The sequence below is a fragment of the Rhodococcus sp. NKCM2511 genome (assembly GCF_014905595.1).
Taxonomy (GTDB): domain Bacteria; phylum Actinomycetota; class Actinomycetes; order Mycobacteriales; family Mycobacteriaceae; genus Rhodococcoides; species Rhodococcoides fascians.
In genome coordinates, this window is record NZ_BNHJ02000001.1 from 3,521 (window position 1) to 23,168 (window position 19,648).

Annotated in this window: 17 protein-coding genes, 1 tRNA gene and 2 rRNA genes (1 of these 20 only partly in view); all 20 read left to right on the forward strand. The window is 64.2% G+C overall.

The genetic code is table 11. The annotated features are described in order from the left end of the window. Nucleotides 1-1,392 (forward strand): 23S ribosomal RNA (locus JLZ96_RS00010); it begins 1,394 nt to the left of the window's first position. A 135-nt stretch (nucleotides 1,393-1,527) separates the two neighbouring features. Then, nucleotides 1,528-1,644: ribosomal RNA gene (gene rrf, locus JLZ96_RS00015) — 5S ribosomal RNA — on the forward strand. A gap of 74 nt (nucleotides 1,645-1,718) precedes the next feature. Then, a complete protein-coding gene (locus tag JLZ96_RS00020) occupies nucleotides 1,719-2,600 on the forward strand; it encodes a M48 family metallopeptidase (protein WP_080729252.1) in 882 nt (293 codons plus the stop codon). Next, nucleotides 2,597-3,586, forward strand: a complete 990-nt coding sequence (locus tag JLZ96_RS00025) for an HAD-IIA family hydrolase (protein WP_032384277.1) — start codon at nucleotides 2,597-2,599, stop codon at nucleotides 3,584-3,586. Before JLZ96_RS00020 ends, JLZ96_RS00025 begins: the two co-directional genes overlap by 4 nt. A gap of 64 nt (nucleotides 3,587-3,650) precedes the next feature. Beyond that, entirely contained in the window at nucleotides 3,651-3,893 is a 243-nt protein-coding gene (locus JLZ96_RS00030; RefSeq protein ID WP_032408217.1) for a hypothetical protein, read from the forward strand. Nucleotide 3,894: 1 nt separating this feature from the next. Continuing rightward, nucleotides 3,895-4,722 (forward strand): TlyA family RNA methyltransferase, encoded by an 828-nt coding sequence (locus JLZ96_RS00035; RefSeq protein WP_201009302.1) that lies wholly within the window; start codon nucleotides 3,895-3,897, stop codon nucleotides 4,720-4,722. Further along, nucleotides 4,719-5,684 (forward strand): NAD kinase, encoded by a 966-nt coding sequence (locus JLZ96_RS00040; RefSeq protein ID WP_027497219.1) that lies wholly within the window; start codon nucleotides 4,719-4,721, stop codon nucleotides 5,682-5,684. The genes JLZ96_RS00035 and JLZ96_RS00040 overlap by 4 nt, the downstream gene beginning before the upstream one ends. A 2-nt stretch (nucleotides 5,685-5,686) precedes the next feature. Beyond that, the gene (recN, locus tag JLZ96_RS00045; protein WP_201009303.1) at nucleotides 5,687-7,456 is read left to right on the forward strand and encodes a DNA repair protein RecN; all 1,770 of its coding nucleotides are present in this window, start codon (nucleotides 5,687-5,689) and stop codon (nucleotides 7,454-7,456) included. 84 nt (nucleotides 7,457-7,540) lie between these two features. Beyond that, on the forward strand, nucleotides 7,541-8,725 hold the full coding sequence (gene steA, locus JLZ96_RS00050) for a putative cytokinetic ring protein SteA (RefSeq protein ID WP_032366203.1): 1,185 nt from the start codon (nucleotides 7,541-7,543) through the stop codon (nucleotides 8,723-8,725). After that, nucleotides 8,722-9,669, forward strand: a complete 948-nt coding sequence (locus JLZ96_RS00055; RefSeq protein ID WP_201009304.1) for a copper transporter — start codon at nucleotides 8,722-8,724, stop codon at nucleotides 9,667-9,669. The genes steA and JLZ96_RS00055 overlap by 4 nt, the downstream gene beginning before the upstream one ends. Before the next feature lie 155 nt (nucleotides 9,670-9,824). Beyond that, entirely contained in the window at nucleotides 9,825-11,558 is a 1,734-nt protein-coding gene (locus tag JLZ96_RS00060; protein ID WP_027497215.1) for a CTP synthase, read from the forward strand. Then, a complete protein-coding gene (locus JLZ96_RS00065) occupies nucleotides 11,555-12,190 on the forward strand; it encodes an NUDIX hydrolase (protein ID WP_201009305.1) in 636 nt (211 codons plus the stop codon). The genes JLZ96_RS00060 and JLZ96_RS00065 overlap by 4 nt, the downstream gene beginning before the upstream one ends. 5 nt (nucleotides 12,191-12,195) lie before the next feature. After that, nucleotides 12,196-13,110: a site-specific tyrosine recombinase XerD gene (gene xerD, locus JLZ96_RS00070; RefSeq protein WP_027497213.1), complete on the forward strand. Its 915-nt coding sequence runs from the start codon at nucleotides 12,196-12,198 to the stop codon at nucleotides 13,108-13,110. Nucleotides 13,111-13,220: 110 nt separating this feature from the next. Next, on the forward strand, nucleotides 13,221-14,240 hold the full coding sequence (locus JLZ96_RS00075) for a ParA family protein (protein ID WP_236253792.1): 1,020 nt from the start codon (nucleotides 13,221-13,223) through the stop codon (nucleotides 14,238-14,240). Beyond that, nucleotides 14,237-15,073, forward strand: coding sequence for a ScpA family protein (locus JLZ96_RS00080; RefSeq protein WP_032384282.1), 837 nt, complete (start codon nucleotides 14,237-14,239; stop codon nucleotides 15,071-15,073). Before JLZ96_RS00075 ends, JLZ96_RS00080 begins: the two co-directional genes overlap by 4 nt. Then, nucleotides 15,070-15,753, forward strand: a complete 684-nt coding sequence (gene scpB, locus JLZ96_RS00085; protein ID WP_094652691.1) for an SMC-Scp complex subunit ScpB — start codon at nucleotides 15,070-15,072, stop codon at nucleotides 15,751-15,753. The genes JLZ96_RS00080 and scpB overlap by 4 nt, the downstream gene beginning before the upstream one ends. Before the next feature lie 12 nt (nucleotides 15,754-15,765). Next, nucleotides 15,766-16,947, forward strand: coding sequence for a pseudouridine synthase (locus tag JLZ96_RS00090; RefSeq protein WP_201009306.1), 1,182 nt, complete (start codon nucleotides 15,766-15,768; stop codon nucleotides 16,945-16,947). Beyond that, on the forward strand, nucleotides 16,947-17,630 hold the full coding sequence (cmk, locus tag JLZ96_RS00095; protein WP_032385014.1) for a (d)CMP kinase: 684 nt from the start codon (nucleotides 16,947-16,949) through the stop codon (nucleotides 17,628-17,630). The genes JLZ96_RS00090 and cmk overlap by 1 nt, the downstream gene beginning before the upstream one ends. Then, a complete protein-coding gene (gene der, locus JLZ96_RS00100; protein ID WP_032377998.1) occupies nucleotides 17,627-19,075 on the forward strand; it encodes a ribosome biogenesis GTPase Der in 1,449 nt (482 codons plus the stop codon). Before cmk ends, der begins: the two co-directional genes overlap by 4 nt. Nucleotides 19,076-19,160: 85 nt before the next feature. Continuing rightward, a tRNA-Pro gene (locus JLZ96_RS00105) sits at nucleotides 19,161-19,234 on the forward strand. The last annotated feature ends 414 nt before the right edge of the window (nucleotides 19,235-19,648 follow it).

The window sequence follows — 19,648 nt, forward strand, 5'->3', positions numbered from 1 at the left end:
CAAGCCTGAGAGGTGATGCGTAGCCGATTGAGGCGAATTCAGTGATCCTATGCTGCCGAGAAAAGCCTCTAGTGAGTTGTTACACGGCCCGTACCCCAAACCGACACAGGTGGTCAGGTAGAGAATACTAAGGCGATCGAGATAACTATGGTTAAGGAACTCGGCAAAATGCCCCCGTAACTTCGGGAGAAGGGGGGCCCCTGCCGGTGATGGAACTTGCTTCCTGAGCTGGTGTGGGCCGCAGAGACCAGTGAGAAGCGACTGTTTACTAAAAACACAGGTCCGTGCGAAGTCGTAAGACGATGTATACGGACTGACGCCTGCCCGGTGCTGGAAGGTTAAGAGGACCGGTTAGCCAGTAATGGCGAAGCTGAGAATTTAAGCCCCAGTAAACGGCGGTGGTAACTATAACCATCCTAAGGTAGCGAAATTCCTTGTCGGGTAAGTTCCGACCTGCACGAATGGCGTAACGACTTCTCAGCTGTCTCAACCATAGACTCGGCGAAATTGCATTACGAGTAAAGATGCTCGTTACGCGCGGCAGGACGAAAAGACCCCGGGACCTTCACTACAGCTTGGTATTGGTGTTCGGTTCGGTTTGTGTAGGATAGGTGGGAGACTGTGAAGCGGTGACGCCAGTTACTGTGGAGTCGTTGTTGAAATACCACTCTGATCGTATTGGATACCTCAACCTCGGACCATGATCTGGTTCAGGGACAGTGCCTGGTGGGTAGTTTAACTGGGGCGGTTGCCTCCTAAAATGTAACGGAGGCGCCCAAAGGTTTCCTCAGCCTGGTTGGCAATCAGGTGTCGAGTGCAAGTGCACAAGGGAGCTTGACTGTGAGACTGACAAGTCGAGCAGGGACGAAAGTCGGGACTAGTGATCCGGCACCGGCAAGTGGAAGCGGTGTCGCTCAACGGATAAAAGGTACCCCGGGGATAACAGGCTGATCTTCCCCAAGAGTCCATATCGACGGGATGGTTTGGCACCTCGATGTCGGCTCGTCGCATCCTGGGGCTGGAGTAGGTCCCAAGGGTTGGGCTGTTCGCCCATTAAAGCGGCACGCGAGCTGGGTTTAGAACGTCGTGAGACAGTTCGGTCTCTATCCGCCGCGCGCGTAAGAAACTTGAGGAAGGCTGTCCCTAGTACGAGAGGACCGGGACGGACGAACCTCTGGTGTGCCAGTTGTTCCACCAGGAGCACCGCTGGTTGGCTACGTTCGGAAGGGATAACCGCTGAAAGCATCTAAGCGGGAAGCCTGTTCCAAGATGAGGTTTCTCACCCCCTCGAGGGGGTAAGGCCCCCGGCAGACCACCGGGTTGATAGGCCAGAACTGGAAGTACAGCAATGTATGCAGGTGACTGGTACTAATAGGCCGAGGACTTACCACAAAGAAGCTACGCGTCCACTGTGCAATATCTGAAACAACACACGAGTAGTTGTTCGATAACACAACCGAATACACGAATCCGCCACCCCACACGTGTGTGGGTGACAGGTTCGCTCGTGACACTGTTTCGCAGAGTTACGGCGGCCATAGCGGAGGGGAAACGCCCGGTCCCATTCCGAACCCGGAAGCTAAGCCCTCCAGCGCCGATGGTACTGCACTCGACAGGGTGTGGGAGAGTAGGACACCGCCGAACACCCGTTGTAAGAAGGGGACCCACTTGGTGGGTCCCCTTTTTGCGTTTGTACCCGAAAATCCGAAAGGACGCCCGTGTCGGAAGACAACAACGATCGTCGCCCCTCCCGAGCAGACGGTGGCAATCGCCCCAACGAGTCCCGAGATCGCAACCCCCGCGCTCAGGACCGTCGCGCCGACCCGCGTCGTTCGGACGGTCCTCCCCGCAGGCGTGGTGGGGAAGGTGGGTTCTCCGGCGATCGCCGCGGGAACAGCGCATCGTCCGACCGTCGACCCCCGCGGCCAGACGAGCCGGATCTGCCCGACGAGGTCGAAGCCGGGCAGCTGGAGCCGGCAGTGCGCCGGGATCTGCTGAGCTTGGACAAGAACAATGCCACTGCTGTGGCCCGTCACCTCGTGATGACCAGCCGCCTGCTCGACGACGATCCGCAGTTGGCGCTGCTGCACGCGCGCGCTGCTCGTCAGCGGGCCGGCCGCATTGCCGTCGTACGCGAGACAGCCGGTATCGCGGCGTATCACGCGGGTGAATGGGCGGAGGCTCTGTCGGAACTGCGGGCGGCACGTCGAATGGCCGGCGGCCCCGGCCTCATCGCGGTCATGGCCGACTGCGAACGCGGACTCGGGCGCCCCGAGCGGGCCATCGAACTCGGTCGCAGCGATGAAGCGCGGGAACTGACCGGTGAAGAGGCGTCGGAACTTCGGATCGTCGTCGCCGGCGCTCGTATGGATCTCAACCAGTACGACCAGGCCGTCGTCACCCTCCAGACTCCCGATCTCGACGCGTCCCGGTCGGGTACGGCTGCGGCTCGTCTGTTCTACGTCTACGCCGATGCGCTCGTTGCTGCCGGTCGCGTCGACGAGGGTGTGAAGTGGTTCCTCAACGCTGCCGCGGCGGATGTCGATGGAGAAACCGACGCAGAAGAGCGGGTCGAGGAGTTGTCCGGGGGCAGTCGGTGACATTACTGCGCGACGCCCACGACGTTCTGCTGCTCGACCTCGACGGCACCGTCTACGCCGGCAAGGAACCCATTCCGGGTGCAGTGGAGGCGCTTTCGGGTGGTTCCGAGAAGCAGTATTTCGTCACCAACAATGCCAGTCGCGCACCGAGCGATGTCGCCGAACACCTCCGCGAACTCGGTTTCGACACCACAGCGGAATTTGTCGTCACCAGTTCCGAAGCAGCAGCCCGAGTACTCGCGGACAGACTCGATCCCGGTTCACGCGTCCTCGTCGTCGGTACCGACGCCTTGGCGACCGAGATCGAGAAGGTGGGATTGACGCCGGTGCGCTCTGCCGACGAGCAGCCGGTTGCGGTGGTTCAGGGACATTCCGTCGATACAGGGTGGCCCATGTTGGCCGAGGCGGTTCTGGCGGTGCGTGCGGGCGCGCTGTGGGTCGCGACCAACGTCGATGCGACTCTTCCGACCGAGCGCGGCCTCGTTCTCGGCAACGGTTCGATGGTGGCAGCAGTGCGCAATGCCACCGACGTCGAGCCCATCGTTGCAGGCAAGCCCGCGGCTCCCATCATGCGTGACGCCGTCGAGCGAAGTGGTGCCAAGTCGGCGCTCGTGGTCGGAGACCGGCTCGATACCGATATAGCAGGCGCGAACGAAGCTGCCCTCCCGTCGCTGTTGGTCCTGACGGGTGTCAGTACGGCTCCGGAGTTGCTTCGTGCTCCGAAGCACCTGCGTCCCACGCACATCGGTAGTGATCTCGGGGTTCTGAACAAGGACGAGTCGGCGTCGAGGGTAGCCGGTAAGGATGGCTGGACGGTCGGTATCGACGACGAGGTCCTGTCCGTGCGGTTCGAGGGTGCTGCCGAGATGGATGCCTTCGAGGGTCTGCTCGCCGTCCTCGATGTTGCGTGGTCGGGTTCGGAATTCTCGGATGTTCGCTTCGACGGGGATGGACTCGCCGATCTGCGCTCGTTGTTGGGTTGCTGACACGGGTTCGTGCAGTCGGCCGCGAGCGGGCGTTCGTCGGACCCATCCGATAGCGTGAGAGGTGATGAGCGCGTCGATTCCACTCCCAGGACAACACCGGCCGAATGCGGTCGGCGAACAGTCGTCCGCAGACCCGGACAGCATCAGGGCCGAGGTGTCGTCGCTGCTCGCGCAGCTCACCATCGGGTCGGAGGCAGACCTCGACTCGGAGGCCGTCGATTCGGACGCCCTGGCGCGTGATGCGAGTGTGCTGGACCGGGCCCATGAAGTGCTGGTTCGGGCCTTGACCACCGTCGACAAGACCTGACGTGGCCCGCCGCGCACGTGTCGACGCAGAACTGGTCCGTCGTGGATTGGCCAGATCTCGTGAACACGCCTCCGAACTCATCGAAGCAGGCCGGGTGAAGATTGCCGGAACCGTGGCGTCGAAGCCCGCTACCGCCGTCGAGCCGGGCACTCCGCTGTTGGTGGCCGAGGAAGACAACGAAATCAGCTGGGCGTCTCGCGGCGCGCACAAATTGCTCGGTGCCCTCGACGCGTTCGAGCCGCTGGGTCTGACCGTCGACAACGCGCGGTGTCTCGACGCCGGTGCCTCCACGGGAGGTTTCACCGACGTTCTGCTCAGTCGCGGTGTGCGCGAGGTCGTTGCGGTCGACGTGGGTTACGGCCAGCTCGTGTGGCGGCTGCAATCCGACGAACGCGTGCACGTCATCGATCGCACCAATGTGCGCTCGATAGATGCCGACACGATCGGGGGCCCTGTCGACGTCATTGTGGCAGACCTGTCGTTCATCTCTTTGAAGCTCGTTCTTCCCGCTTTCGTCGCGTGCTCCACGTCGGGTACGGACATGGTGTTGATGGTCAAGCCTCAATTCGAGGTCGGCAAGGACCGCGTCGGTTCCGGCGGCGTCGTGCGTGACCCGGCGCTGCGGGCGGAGGCCGTCGAGGACGTCGCGAATGCCGCGCTTTCGTCGAACCTGCGAGTCGAGGCGGTCGCCGCAAGCCCACTGCCGGGACCTTCGGGCAACGTCGAGTACTTTTTGTGGCTGAAGGCGGGCGCAGGTGACGGTTCGCCGCGTACCGACGTGGACGTCACCGAGTTGGTCCGTCACGCGATCGAGGAAGGACCACAGTGACTCCGTCCCATGCAGCACCGACACAGGAGTCCGTTCGGGAGATTCTTCTCGTCGCACACCCCGGCCGGCCGGACATCGCCGAGACCGCGCGTCGAGTGGGCAAAGTGTTCGACGAAGCGGGTATCTGTCTGCGGGTTCTCGTCGACGAAGTGGAACCGTCCAAGATCGAGGCATCGGACACCGAGGAACACGACCATGTGTTCGTGGCGGACATGAGGCTCAACGTCGTCGAGTTCGGTCCCGATGCGGCCGCCGGGTGCGAGATGGTTCTGGTTCTCGGTGGTGACGGAACGTTCCTGCGAGCGGCCGAGCTCGCGCAGGCGGCCGACATCCCGGTTCTCGGTATCAACCTCGGCCACGTGGGGTTTCTCGCCGAGGCGGAGGCCGACCATCTCGAGGACGCGCTGGCGCGGGTGATGGCCGGCGACTATCGCATCGAACAGCGGATGACGTTGGACATTGCCATCCGTGTAGGCGACCAGGTCGTCGAGCGTGGGTGGGCCCTGAACGAGGCAAGCATCGAGAACGGTTCCAGGCTCGGGGTCCTCGAGGTCGTTCTCGAAGTGGATGGCCGTCCGGTCTCTGCGTTCGGCTGTGACGGAGTGCTCGTGTCGACACCCACGGGGTCGACGGCGTATGCGTTCTCTGCAGGCGGGCCGGTGGTGTGGCCGGAACTCGAAGCCATACTGGTCATTCCGAGCAACGCCCATGCCCTCTTCGCGCGTCCGCTCGTCACCAGCCCCGAGTCGATCATCGCCGTCGAAATCGATGCCGGCGGGCACGATGGTTTCGTGTTCTGCGACGGCCGCCGCACATTGGGGTTGCCGGCGGGAGCACGCGTCGAGGTCGTGCGGGGAGCATCGCCCATCAAGTGGGTTCGCCTGGATTCGGCACCGTTCGCCGATCGCATGGTCAAGAAATTCGAACTGCCCGTGACCGGGTGGCGGGGGAGAGCGAGGTAGGGATGCTCGAAGAGATTCGGATCGACAGCCTCGGAGTCATCTCCGGTGCGAGTGCACAATTTCACGAGGGGTTGACGGTTCTCACCGGCGAGACCGGTGCGGGCAAGACGATGGTGGTCACCAGCTTGCATCTGCTGTCGGGTGCGCGCGCCGATGCAGGTCGGGTGCGGCTCGGTGCCCAAAGGGCCGTGGTCGAGGGTCGATTCAGCACCGACACCGCCTCGGAACAGGTGATCGAGGACGTCGAGAAGGTGCTCGAATCCTCGGGAGGTCAACGCGACGAAGACAATTCGATCATCGCCGTGCGAACGGTCAATTCGGACGGCCGCTCACGTGCACATCTGGGTGGACGAAGCGTCCCCGCATCGGTGCTGTCGAACTTCACCGATTCGCTGCTGACAGTGCACGGCCAGAACGATCAGTTGCGGCTACTGCGCCCCGATCAGCAACTCGGTGCACTCGACAGATTCGCCGGTGATTCGGTGGCCTCTCTGGTGGCGAAGTATCGCGCCGCCCGTAAGACGTGGCTCGACGCACGCAACGAATTGATCGACCGCACCGAACGCAGCCGTGAATTGGCTCAGGAAGCGGACCGGCTGCAGTTCGGCCTGCAGGAGATCGACTCCCTGGCACCGGAGCCGGGTGAGGATCGCTCCGTGGCCGAGGATGTGCGCAGGCTCGGCGACCTCGATTCGCTGCGGGAAACCGCCGAGGGTGCCGCCGCGGCTCTCGTCGGGAGTACCGAGGAGGCGTCGGACACCACGTCTGCGCTGTATCTGCTGGGCGAGGCACGATCGCGTCTCGAACACGCCGACGATGCTGCTCTCACAGAACTGCTGCCCCGGTTGAACGACGCGATGGCCGTCGTCGGCGACATCGGTGCCGATCTGACCTCTTATCTGTCGGACCTCCCGTCGGATCCGGGAGCTCTCGACACGATCCTGAACCGGCAGGCCGAGCTGAAGTCTTTGACGCGCAAGTACGCCGCCGACGTCGACGGCGTCATCGCGTGGGCCGAGGACGCTCGGGAACGTCTGTCTCGCATCGATACCTCTGCCGACGCGCTCGCGGAGCTGAGTGCGCGTGTCGAGTCGGCTGCTGTCGACGTCGCGGCGGCCGCGTCCAAGCTGAGCGCTGCCCGGTCGAAAGCGGCGACGAAGCTGTCCAAAGCCGTCAGCGTCGAGCTGGCCGGACTGGCGATGGGAAAAGCCAAGCTGCAGATAGATGTTCGATCGCTGCCGGCCGGACCGTCGGACACGGCACCGATCGTCGTCGACGGTACCGAGTTGCATGCGGGTAGTACCGGGGTCGACGAGGTCGAGTTCCGGTTGTCCGCGCACGACGGCGCCCAGGCGTTGCCGATCAGCAAGAGCGCGTCGGGCGGCGAGCTCTCGCGGGTGATGTTGGCGCTCGAGGTGGTGCTGGCGGGTTCCGACAAGGGCGCGACGATGGTGTTCGACGAGGTCGACGCCGGAGTCGGTGGTCGGGCCGCGGTCGAGGTCGGTCGTCGGCTCGGTCGGTTGGCTCGTACCCATCAGGTCATCGTCGTCACCCACCTGCCGCAGGTGGCTGCGTTTGCGGACACGCATCTGGTGGTGGACAAGTCCGACGCCAAGAAGGGGGCGGCGAACAGCGGAGTCCGGACGCTGTCGTCCTCGGAACGCGTCGTCGAACTCGCCCGGATGCTCGCTGGGCTCGACGACACCGAGACCGGTCGCGCACACGCCGAAGAGCTGTTGGCCACCGCAAACGCGGATCGAGCTGCCCTGTAACTTTTGGTGCTGATGTGATCAGTGTGGTAGTTGTTTCGGCGCGCCTCCATGGCCGGGCGTATCGATCGGGTCATCATGGTGGGCATGAAGATGCCGGCACTGCTGTCACGTAGTCAGGATTCGCTGCCCGGAATCACCGGGATCGCGCGAGTCGATCGCAACACGGCCAAGCTGCTCAAGCGGGTCGGCCCCGGCGACATCGTCGTTCTGGACGAGCTCGATCTGGACCGGTTGACCGCAGATGCGCTCGTCGAGGCCGGGGTGCTCGCGGTCGTCAACGCGTCGCCGTCGATCTCCGGCCGCTATCCCAACCTCGGCCCCGAGGTCATCGTCGCCAACGGGATCACCTTGATCGACTCGGCCGGCACCGAGATCTTCAAGAAGATCAAGGACGGCACCAAGATCCGGCTCAACGACGGTGGCGTCTACACCGGCGATCGCCGCCTCGCCAAGGGTGAGGAACAGAGCGAAGCCGAGATCTCGGACAAGATGATCGAGGCCAAGACCGGTTTGGTCGACCATCTGGAAGCGTTCTCGGGCAACACGATCGAGTTCATTCGGACCGAGAGCCCGTTGCTGATCGACGGCGTCGGGGTACCGGACATCGACATCGACCTCAAGGGTCGTCACGTCGTGATCGTTGCCGACGGGCCGGGGCACGCGGAGGACCTGAAGAATCTGAAGCCGTTCATCAAGGAGTACTCGCCCGTCATCATCGGCGTCGGTGCGGGCGCGGACACAGCGATGAAAGCGGGACACCGCCCGGACCTGATCGTCGGCGATCCGGAGGACGTCACGGCGCAGACACTCAAATGTGGTGCAGAAGTGGTACTTCCGGCCGATTCGGACGGACACGCGCAAGGTCTCGAACGCATCCAGGATCTCGGTATCGGTGCCATGACCTTCCCGGCGACCGGTGCTGCTGCGGACCTCGCACTGCTGTTGGCCGACCACCACGGCGCGTCGCTGATCGTGTCGGTCGGTAGCCCGGCCAGCCTGGACGAATTCTTCGATCGCGGACGACGCAACACCAACCCGGCTGCGTTCATGACGCGTCTGAAGGTCGGTGCCAAGCTGGTCGACGCCAAGGCAGTGGCCACGCTGTACCGAAGCCGCGTGTCGGGCGGTGCAATTGCCCTGCTCATTCTCGCTGCGCTCGTTGCGGTGATCGTGGCGTTGGCCGTCTCCAACATCGGCGGCGAATCCTTGGATTGGGCGATCGATCTGTGGAACCGATTCGCACTGTGGTTCCAGGGGTTGCTTTCGTGATTTCGCTTCGCCAACATGCCATTTCGCTGGCTGCCGTGTTCGTTGCGTTGGCAATCGGCATCGTCCTCGGCTCGGGCCTGCTGTCCAGCGGACTGGTCTCGGGTCTGCGAGACGACAAGACGAGTCTCGAGAATCAGGTCGACGATCTGCAGTCGACCAACAATCAGCTCGGCGAGCAGCTGAACTCGGCCGACGGTTTCGATGCGGCGGTCTCGGGTCGAGTACTCCGAGACACCCTCGTCGATCGCAGTGTCGTGGTCATCACCACGCCCGATGCAGATCCCGGCGATGTCGACGGAGTCACGCGTTCGATCGGGGCGTCCGGTGCCACGGTCACGGGTCGGGTGTCGCTGACGGATTCGTTCGTGTCCGCGGCGAACGGCGACGATCTGCGCACGCGACTGACCAACGTCATTCCGGCCGGTGTGCAGTTGCGTACCGGGGCGGTCGACCAGGGAAGTCTGGCGGGCGACCTGCTGGGCTCGGTGTTGCTGCTCAATGCGCAGACGGCGCAGCCGCAATCGACCCCCGAGGAGCTGTCTCTCGCGCTCGAGACGTTGCGTAGCGGCGGATTCATCGCTTACGACAACGGTGCGGTCGCACCGGCGCAGTTGGCCGTGGTGGTCACCGGTTCGGGTGCCTCGGATGTCGAGGACGGCAACCGCGGTGCCATCGTCGCTCGCTTCGCCGGAGCTCTCGATTCACGTGGAGCAGGTGCGGTACTGGCAGGTCGTTCCGGTGCGGCCGAGGGCAACGGCTCGATCGCAGTAGTACGAGCCGACTCGGCGTTGTCGTCTGCGCTCAGCACGGTGGACAACGTCGATCGCGAAGCAGGTCGAATCACCACAGTTCTCGCCCTGGCGGAGCAACTGGACGGTGCGTCGGGCCGTTACGGCACCGGAGCGAACGCGAACGCCGTCACCGTGGGTGCGCCGGTGAGTTGATCGGCGCTCGCGTCGAATACGCGTGTCGTTGGCGGTGAGGTACGTACTGGTGTTACCGTGAAGTCCCGTGGGTAGCAGGCCCAATTTCCACGCTTTACCTCTCTTATCAGCCCCCTGATAGGAGCAAGCCCTGCAGACTCGTCACGGGAGCCTCATTGTCACGCCTTCAGTCGCGTTCCGACACCAAGCACATCTTCGTCAGCGGAGGCGTCGCGTCTTCGCTCGGAAAAGGTCTGACGGCGTCCAGCCTCGGCCAGCTACTGACCGCACGCGGCTTGCGTGTGACCATGCAGAAGCTCGATCCGTATCTGAACGTCGATCCCGGCACGATGAATCCGTTCCAACACGGTGAAGTCTTCGTCACCGAGGACGGCTCGGAGACGGACCTCGACGTCGGCCATTACGAGCGCTTCCTCGACCGTGATCTGTCCGGATTCGCCAATGTGACCACCGGCCAGGTCTATTCGACGGTCATCGCCAAGGAGCGTCGCGGCGAGTACCTCGGCGACACCGTTCAGGTCATTCCGCACATCACCGACGAGATCAAGCGTCGCATCCTGGCCATGAACGGTCCGGATCTTCAGGGCCATCAGCCGGACGTCGTCATCACCGAAATCGGCGGCACCGTGGGCGATATCGAATCGCAGCCGTTCCTCGAAGCGGCGCGGCAGGTCCGTCACGACGTCGGCCGCAACAACGTGTTCTTCCTCCACGTGTCGCTGGTTCCGTTCCTGGCACCGTCCGGTGAACTCAAGACCAAGCCCACTCAGCACTCCGTCGCAGCACTGCGCAGCATCGGCATTCAGCCCGACGCGTTGATCCTGCGGTGCGATCGCGACGTGCCGCCCGGGCTCAAGAACAAGATTGCGCTGATGTGCGACGTCGACGTCGACGGCTGCATCTCCACACCCGACGCCCCGTCGATCTACGACATCCCCAAGGTGCTGCACAAGGAAGGCCTCGACGCCTACGTCGTCCGGCAGCTCGGTCTGCCGTTCCGTGACGTCGACTGGACCATCTGGGGCGGACTGCTCGAGCGCGTCCACCAGCCCCGCGAAACCGTGCGCGTCGGCCTCGTCGGCAAGTACGTCGACCTGCCCGACGCCTACCTCTCGGTCACCGAGGCGCTGCGTGCCGGTGGATTCGCTCATCGCGCCAAGGTCGAGATCAAGTGGGTTCCGTCCGACGAGTGCTCGACGCCTGCGGGGGCTCAGGCTGCGTTGGGTGATGTCGATGCCGTGCTCATTCCCGGCGGATTCGGCATTCGCGGTATCGAGGGCAAGCTCGGTGCCATCGAGTTCGCTCGTACCCGCAAGATTCCACTATTGGGGTTGTGCCTCGGTTTGCAGTGCGTCGTCATCGAGGCGGCTCGTTCGGTCGGCCTGACCGATGCCAATTCGGCCGAGTTCGATCCGGACACCAAGGATCCGGTGATCTCCACGATGGCCGACCAGGAGGACGCCGTCGCCGGCGATGCAGACCTCGGTGGCACCATGCGTCTCGGTGCCTACCCGGCGACGCTGCAGAAGGGTTCGGTCGTCGCGGCGTCGTACGGCACCGAGAACGTCTCGGAGCGGCATCGTCACCGTTACGAGGTCAACAATGTCTACCGTGATCGAATTGCCAAGAGCGGCTTGGTCTTCAGCGGTACGTCGCCGGACGGTCATCTGGTCGAGTTCGTGGAGTTGCCGGCATCGGTGCACCCGTTCTTCGTTGCTACCCAGGCGCATCCCGAGCTCAAGAGCCGGCCGACCCGTCCGCATCCGCTGTTCGCATCGCTGATCAACGCGGCGTTGAAGTACAAGGCTGCCGAGCGGCTGCCGGTCGACATTCACGGTGACACCGCTGCGGCTGAGAAGTCGGACGCCGAGGCCGAGACCGTCGGATGAGCGAGAACTCCAGACACGAATTCACGACGCTCGGTTCGGAGGTTCCGTACTCCGGCGCAATCCTCGCGCTGCGGCTCGATCAGGTGGCGATGCCGAACGGGCGTCGCGCCGAGCGAGAAGTGATCGAGCATCACGGCGCCGTCGGCATTCTTGCCGTCGACGATCAGGACCGCGTGGCGATGATCGAGCAGTACCGGCACCCCATCGGGCGTCGTCTCTGGGAGCTGCCCGCGGGCCTGCTCGACGAGCCGGGGGAGGAGCCCGTGCTGGCGGCGCAGCGCGAACTGGCCGAGGAGACCGGTCTCGCGGCCGGGAAGTGGTCGGTGTTGGTGGACGTATTGGCCTCGCCCGGATTCACCGACGAAGCGGTACGCATTTTCCTCGCCGAGGATCTGAGTGAGGTCGATCGCCCGGAGGCACACGACGAGGAGGCAGACATCGAGCTGTCCTTCGTGCCGATGGACGAGGCCGTCCGTCGTGCGTTGGCCGGGGAGATCGTCAACGCCTCGGCCGTGTCGGGAGTGCTCGCGTTGGCGGCAGCTCGTGCTACCGGCACCGAGTTGCGTCCGGCCGACGCCCCGTGGGTGGATCGACCCACGGCATTCGAGTCTCGGAAGAGTTCACGAAAGTAGCCACCGTGATCGGCGATCAGATTGCGACGTATCTCGATCATCTGGTGGTCGAGCGCGGGTCGGCACCGAACACGGTGTCGTCGTACCGTCGCGATCTGGTGCGGTACGAGCGGTTTCTGAGCGGGTACGGAATTTCCGATCTGGCCAAGGTGACCGAGAACGACATCACCGAGTTCGTGCTGTACCTCCGGCGCGGCGACGACGAATTCCCGGCTCTCGCAGCCAGTTCGGCGGCCCGGACGCTGATCGCCGTGCGTGGTCTGCACCGCTTTGCCCTGGCCGAGGGCATGGTGGAGCGCAACGTCGCGAGCGAGGTGAAGCCGCCGCAGCCGGCCAAACGACTACCGAAGTCGCTGCCCGTCGACCAGGTCGTGGCGCTGCTCGAATCGGCGTCCATCGCCGGTCCCGATGCGCCGCGTGGTCTGCGAGATCGGGCACTGCTCGAACTGCTGTACTCCACCGGCGCGCGCATCTCCGAGGCCGTCGGTCTGGATGTGGACGACATCGACACCGAGGCTCGCTCGGTGCTCCTGCGCGGTAAGGGCGGGAAACATCGAGTCGTCCCGGTGGGGAGGCCGGCCATCGAAGCGGTCGACGCATACCTCGTGCGCGGGCGGCCGGGGCTCGTCGCCCGCTCGAATCCGGCGCTGTTTCTCAATGTGCGGGGCGGTCGACTGTCGCGGCAGAGCGCCTGGCAGGTATTGCAGGACTCCGCGCAGCGGGCCGGAATCACGGCCGGGGTGTCACCGCACGTGCTCCGGCACTCGTTCGCGACGCACCTGCTCGACGGAGGTGCCGACGTCCGTGTCGTGCAGGAGTTGCTGGGCCACGCGTCGGTGACCACGACGCAGATTTACACCCTCGTCACCGTCACGACGTTGCGTGAAGTGTGGGCGGGTGCGCACCCGCGAGCGCGCTAGCACGCGGTCGGCAATCGTGTGTCAGCGTGTCCGATGACAATGCCGTCGCGTCAAGCGGTAGCGTTTGCGTGAACTACTCGAAGACGAACGGGACAGGGGAGCGCTGGAACGTGTCGACACCGCAGCCGCCAGCGGCGGAGTCAGCCTCGGAACCGTCGTGGGGCGTGCAGCCCGCCGCCACCCCCGATACCGGCGAAACGCATTCGTCTCATCCGCACAGCGATGGCGCTCTTTTCCACACACGTCAACCGGAATCCAGTCGGGAGACACGCGACATCATTCCTGCTCCGAACGAGCTCGGGCCCACAGGTCGCAAGACGAGGCCGGTTCCCGATCCGCAGCCGCTGGCCAGTCACGGCCCGGCCAAGATCATCGCGATGTGCAACCAGAAGGGTGGCGTCGGCAAGACGACGTCGACCATCAATCTCGGTGCCTCGCTGGCCGGTTACGGCCGTCGCGTGCTGCTCGTCGACCTCGACCCGCAGGGCGCACTGTCCGCGGGCTTGGGCGTCGCACATCACGAACTCGATCTGACGGTTTACAACCTCCTCGTGGAGGCGAAGGTGTCGGCCGACGACATCATCATGCGGACTCGCGTCGACAATCTCGATCTGATGCCGAGCAACATCGACCTGTCGGCCGCCGAGATCCAGCTGGTCACCGAGGTGGGGCGTGAGCAGACGCTCGGACGGGTACTGCACCCCATTCTCGACCGCTACGACTACGTGCTCATCGATTGCCAGCCCTCGCTCGGCCTGCTGACGGTCAATGCGCTGACCTGTGCCGACGAGGTCCTCATTCCGATGGAGTGCGAGTACTTCAGTCTTCGCGGCCTGGCTCTCCTCAACGACACCGTCGAGAAGGTGCGCGATCGGCTGAACCCGCGACTGAAGCTGGCGGGCATCGTTGTGACTATGTTCGACGCCCGCACGCTGCACTCGCGCGAGGTGATGACGCGGGTGGTCGAGGTATTCGGCGACGTCGTCTACGACACCGTGATCACTCGCACGGTCCGGTTCCCCGAGACCAGCGTTGCCGGTGAGCCGATCACCACCTGGGCTCCCAAATCCGGCGGCGCGCAGGCGTACCGCGCTCTTGCGCGCGAGGTGATCTACCGGTCGGGTCCGTGACGGTCGACGCTGCCGACGAGGCCCCGATCGAGGTTCCCGCCGACGCGGATCCGTCGAAATTTCGGGTTCGGTTGCTCAACTTCGAGGGCCCGTTCGATCTGCTGCTGTCGCTGATCAGTCAGCACCGCATGGATGTCACCGAGGTGGCGCTGCACACGGTCACCGACGATTTCATCTCGTTCACCAAATCGCTCGGGGCCGATGTCGGACTCGATCAGACAACGGAGTTCCTCGTCGTCGCGGCGACGTTGCTCGATCTGAAGGCGGCTCGTCTGCTGCCGTCGGGTGATGTGGAGGACGCCGAGGATCTCGCGTTGCTCGAGGTGCGCGATCTCCTGTTCGCCCGGTTGCTGCAGTACCGCGCCTACAAGCAGGTCGCGCTGCTGTTCGGTGAGCTGGAAGCCGCTGCGCTGCGGCGTTATCCGCGCTCGGTGTCGGTGGAAGATCGATTCGCCGATCTGATTCCCGAGGTGTTGCTGGGGGTCGATCCGGCCAGGTTCGCAGACATCGCAGCCGCAGCGTTCCGGCCCAAGCCGATCCCGCAAGTGGGCCTCGACCACATTCATCAGCATGCGGTCTCGATCCCCGAGCAGGCAGAGTGGTTGCTCGAGAACCTGCAGGGCCGAGGACTCAACGAGTGGGCATCGTTCTCGGAGCTGGTGCAGGACTGCGAGGTGCAGGTCGAAATAATCGCGCGCTTCCTCGCGTTGCTGGAACTGTTCCGGCAACAGGTGATCGCCTTCGAGCAACCCGAACCACTCGGCGATCTTCGAGTGAGCTGGACCGGCAAGGACGAAGGACCCATCGTGGTCACGGAAGAGGACTACGCATGAATGCCGACCCGGAACTCGAGCTCGAGGATGTCGACGAGTCAGGCGAACTCGACGACAACACGCTCGCGTCGGCACTCGAGGCGGTTCTGCTCATCGTCGATACTCCCGCCTCCGACGAACAACTGGCATCGGCTGTGGGCTCGTCGGTGGCCCGCGTACGCGCCGAGCTGAAGCGGATGGCCGCGAAACTGACAGAACGCCGCAGCGGAATCGACCTCCGCTACGCCGGCGACGGGTGGCGTTTCTACACCCGAACCGCCTATGCGCCGTACGTCGAACGGCTGCTTCTCGACGGCGCTCGGTCCAAGCTCACACGTGCAGCATTGGAAACCCTGGCCGTGATCGCCTATCGTCAACCGTTGACCCGCGCACGAGTCAGCGCCGTACGTGGAGTCAATGTCGATGGAGTGATGCGTACGTTGCTCGCCCGTGGACTGATCTCCGAAGCAGGAACGGACCCGGAGACGAACGGCACGATGTACTGCACCACCGAGCTGTTCCTCGAACGGCTCGGGCTCGCATCGCTCGGTGATCTACCCGAACTGGCACCGCTGTTGCCGGGAGTGGACCTGATCGACGAGATCAGTGACAGCATGGACACCGACCCCAGAACGACCCGCTCCACCAAGAACCGCGGATCGAAACCCGATCCGGCAGCCGAGCTCGACTCGGACGACTGATAGGTAAGACAAGTGAACAAGCCCGCTCGCCGTGATGGCACACCGGACCGTAACAAGAGACAAGACCCACGCAGGAAGCCCACCGCAGGTCGGTCGGACACCCCGCGTGACGCACGCCGCGGAGATCGCACCCGCGACGCCGCACCCCGGGACGGCGCTCCCCGCGCCGGTGCACCCCGAACCGGTGCCCCTCGCACCGGGGGACCCCGCGCAGGCGCTCCCCGCACCGGTGGCCGACCGGCCCCGCGCAGAGGCGTCGAGCAGGGGGAATCGTTCGAGAACAAGCCCGTCGAGACGGGCATCAACGATCGCAGCAACGACGCGGTGCCCCGCAAGAAGCCGTCGCGCCCCAAGCCGCCGAAGCCGCAGAAGAAGCAGGCTCCGGCAACCACCATCAGCAACGCCAAGCCGGCGAAGCATCAGTACGCCGATTCGTCCCCGCGCAAGCACGTGCCTGCCGGTGAGGGTGTTCGGTTGCAAAAGGTGCTCGCGCAGGCCGGTGTCGCGTCGCGTCGGGCCGCGGAAGAGCTGATCGCCGACGGTCGCGTCGAGGTGGACGGACGCATCGTCACCGAGCAGGGCATCCGCATCGATCCGAACATCGCCGTCGTTCGCGTCGACGGCACTCGTGTCGTCGTGAAGGAAGAACTGGTTCATCTCGCGATGAACAAGCCGCGCGGATGGCAGTGCACCATGTCGGACGATCTGGGTCGTCCGTGCGTCGGCGACATCGTCGCCGAGCGCGTGCAGGCGGGCCAGCGTCTGTTCCACGTCGGTCGGCTCGATGCCGACACCGAGGGACTGTTGTTGTTCACCAACGACGGTGACCTTGCTCACCGGCTGATGCACCCGTCGTACGAGGTGTCCAAGACCTATCTCGCGACGCTGTTCGGCACCATTCCCCGCACGCTCGGCAAGCAGCTGCGCGAAGGCGTCACCCTCGACGACGGCCCGGTGAAGGTCGACGGCTTCCAGCTGCTCGATATCTCGGACGGCAAGTCGCTCGTCAAGGTGACGCTGCACGAGGGCCGCAAGCACATCGTGCGTCGGTTGTTCGACAAGGTCGGATTCCCGGTGGGACGCCTCGTGCGTACCGACGTCGGCAACATCGTGCTCGGCGATCAGCGTCCCGGAACACTGCGTGTTCTCGGCCGCGGCGAGATCGGCAAGCTCTACGAATCCGTAGGCCTGTGATGAGTGCGCTCGTCGTGGCGATGGACGGGCCGTCGGGCACCGGTAAGTCGTCGGTATCGCGCCGGCTCGCATCGGCACTCGAAGCAAGCTACCTCGACACCGGTGCGATGTACCGCGTCGCAACGGTATGGGTGCTGCGTTCGGGCGTCGAGCCGACCGATGCAGACGCAGTCGCGAAAGCTGTTGCTGCGCTTCCCCTCGAGATCGGAAAAGATCCTCTGTCCGAGACCGTCTTGCTCGACGGAGAGGACGTCAGCGGTGAAATCCGCGGCGATGCAGTCACCAAGGCCGTCTCGGCCGTGTCCGCGGTGCCTGCGGTTCGCGAGCTGCTGGTGCAGATGCAGCGCGACCTCGCGAGCTCGTCGACGCGAATTGTGGTTGAGGGTCGCGACATCGGCACCGTCGTGCTTCCCGACGCCGACGTGAAGGTGTTCCTGACGGCCTCACCGGAGGCGCGTGCGGAACGGCGGAACAAACAGAACATCGAACAGGGTCGCAGCGACGACTACGAATCCGTGCTCGCGGATGTGCAGCGCCGCGATCATGCAGATTCGACGAGGGCAGTGTCACCGCTTCGTCCCGCTGAGGATTCGGTGATCGTCGATACCAGCGAGCTGGATCTCGACGGCGTGATCGAGCGTTTGCTGCTCGTGGTGAACGACAGAAGTGGAGCAGTGCAGTGAGTGAAGAATTCTTCTCCGGCGCAGCGGAAACCGCGGGCGACGGAACGTGGAGCGACGAGGGCGAGTGGGAGTACGTCGACCTCAACGAGGGTGAAGACGGTGAAGATGCCGTTGCCGTACCGACTCTCGCCGTGGTGGGCCGACCGAACGTCGGCAAGTCGACGCTCGTCAACCGCATCATCGGCCGCCGCGAAGCAGTGGTCGAGGACGTCCCGGGCGTCACTCGCGATCGTGTGTCGTACGAGGCGAACTGGAGTGGTCGACGCTTCCTGGTGCAGGACACCGGCGGTTGGGAGCCCGACGCCAAGGGGCTGCAACAGTCCGTTGCGCGCCAGGCCGAGTTGGCTATGAACACCGCCGACGCGATCCTGCTGGTCGTCGATGCCCGCGTTGGTTCGACGACGACGGACGAGGCAGTGGCACGAGTGTTGCGTCGGTCGAAGACTCCGGTTCTGTTGGTGGCCAACAAGGTCGACGACGGTCGCACCGAGTCCGAGGTCGCTGCACTGTGGTCTCTGGGTCTGGGGGAGCCGTTGTCGGTGTCCGCCACCCACGGCCGCGGTACCGGTGATCTGCTCGACCGTGTGCTCGAGGCCCTGCCGGAGACTCCGCGCGAAGGTATCCCCGGTGGGGGACCGAGGCGTGTCGCTCTGGTCGGTAAGCCGAACGTCGGCAAGTCGTCGTTGATCAACAAGCTCTCGGGTGACGAGCGTTCGGTGGTACACGATGTTGCAGGCACCACCGTCGACCCGGTCGACTCGTTGGTCGAATTGGGCGGCAAGACATGGCGATTCGTCGATACGGCCGGACTACGCAAGCGCGTCAGTCATGCCAGTGGTGCCGAGTTCTATGCGTCGCTGCGCACCAAGTCCGCGATCGAAGCAGCCGAGGTCGCAATTCTGCTTCTCGATGCCTCACAGGTGATCTCGGAGCAGGATCTGCGCGTGCTGAGCATGGTCTCCGATGCCGGCCGCGCGCTGGTGTTGGCGTTCAACAAGTGGGATCTCGTGGACGACGATCGTCGTCAACAGCTCGAGAAGGAAATCGACCGCGATCTCGCTCGCGTGCCGTGGGCGCAGCGAGTGAACATCTCGGCGCAGACGGGCCGTGCGGTTCAGAAGCTCGTGCCCGCTCTCGAGACGGCTCTGGAGTCGTGGGACAAGCGTGTACCCACCGGACGCCTCAACACGTGGCTCAAAGAGGTCGTGGCAGCCACCCCGCCGCCGATGCGTGGCGGACGCCTGCCTCGCATCATGTTCGCGACGCAGGCCAGCACACGCCCGCCGACGTTCGTGCTGTTCACCACCGGCTTCCTCGAGGCCGGCTACCGCCGATTCATCGAGCGGCGTCTGCGTGAAGAGTTCAACTTCGACGGCAGCCCCGTTCGCGTCTCGGTACGTATCCGCGAGAAGCGGGAACGGCCAGGCAAGGGCAACAACCGCTGACCTCGTCCGACCCGGCCCCTGAGCAGGCGATTTCCTCTCAGGGGTAGGGCTGGGGTAATCTCAGCAAGCGCCTTTCGAGGCGCGGCGGGCTGTGGCGCAGCTTGGTAGCGCACTTGACTGGGGGTCAAGTGGTCGCAGGTTCAAATCCTGTCAGCCCGACAGAATGCAGGACACAGGCGGCTCCGAAGAAACCCGGAGCCGCCTGTGTCATCTGTGTGCCGGGAGCGTTGTACCCCTCGCAGGGGCGAAGACGCAGAAATGCGGGAGTCCATGTGAAGCGACGTCGAGTTTGATCTCGGCACCTGAGCGATGGGCTCGATGGACGTCAACGGACGGAGCCACTTGATTCGGCAAAATCGCGGTCAAGGATACTTCGAGTCCACGCCGATCTGCGCACATCCCATTGTTCGTGGTTTGTGACGAGACGTCCAAGACGCTTGTGGTTGCGATCCGCGAGGCTAATACTCCAGCCGTCGACCTGCTCCACCGGAGAGAACCGATTAACTGCCCCGACGCTCGTCTTCGAGCGAATGCACTCGGTCTTGCTCCAGGAGTTGCTTAGGGCCGCGACCA

Excerpts from the sequence above, each read along its gene's own strand:
- JLZ96_RS00030 (WP_032408217.1), top strand. The coding sequence starts at position 3,651 with ATGAGCGCGTCGATTCCACTCCCAGGACAACACCGGCCGAATGCGGTC.
- recN (WP_201009303.1), top strand. The coding sequence starts at position 5,687 with ATGCTCGAAGAGATTCGGATCGACAGCCTCGGAGTCATCTCCGGTGCG.
- steA (WP_032366203.1), top strand. The coding sequence starts at position 7,541 with ATGAAGATGCCGGCACTGCTGTCACGTAGTCAGGATTCGCTGCCCGGA.
- JLZ96_RS00065 (WP_201009305.1), top strand. The coding sequence starts at position 11,555 with ATGAGCGAGAACTCCAGACACGAATTCACGACGCTCGGTTCGGAGGTT.
- scpB (WP_094652691.1), top strand. The coding sequence starts at position 15,070 with ATGAATGCCGACCCGGAACTCGAGCTCGAGGATGTCGACGAGTCAGGC.
- cmk (WP_032385014.1), top strand. The coding sequence starts at position 16,947 with ATGAGTGCGCTCGTCGTGGCGATGGACGGGCCGTCGGGCACCGGTAAG.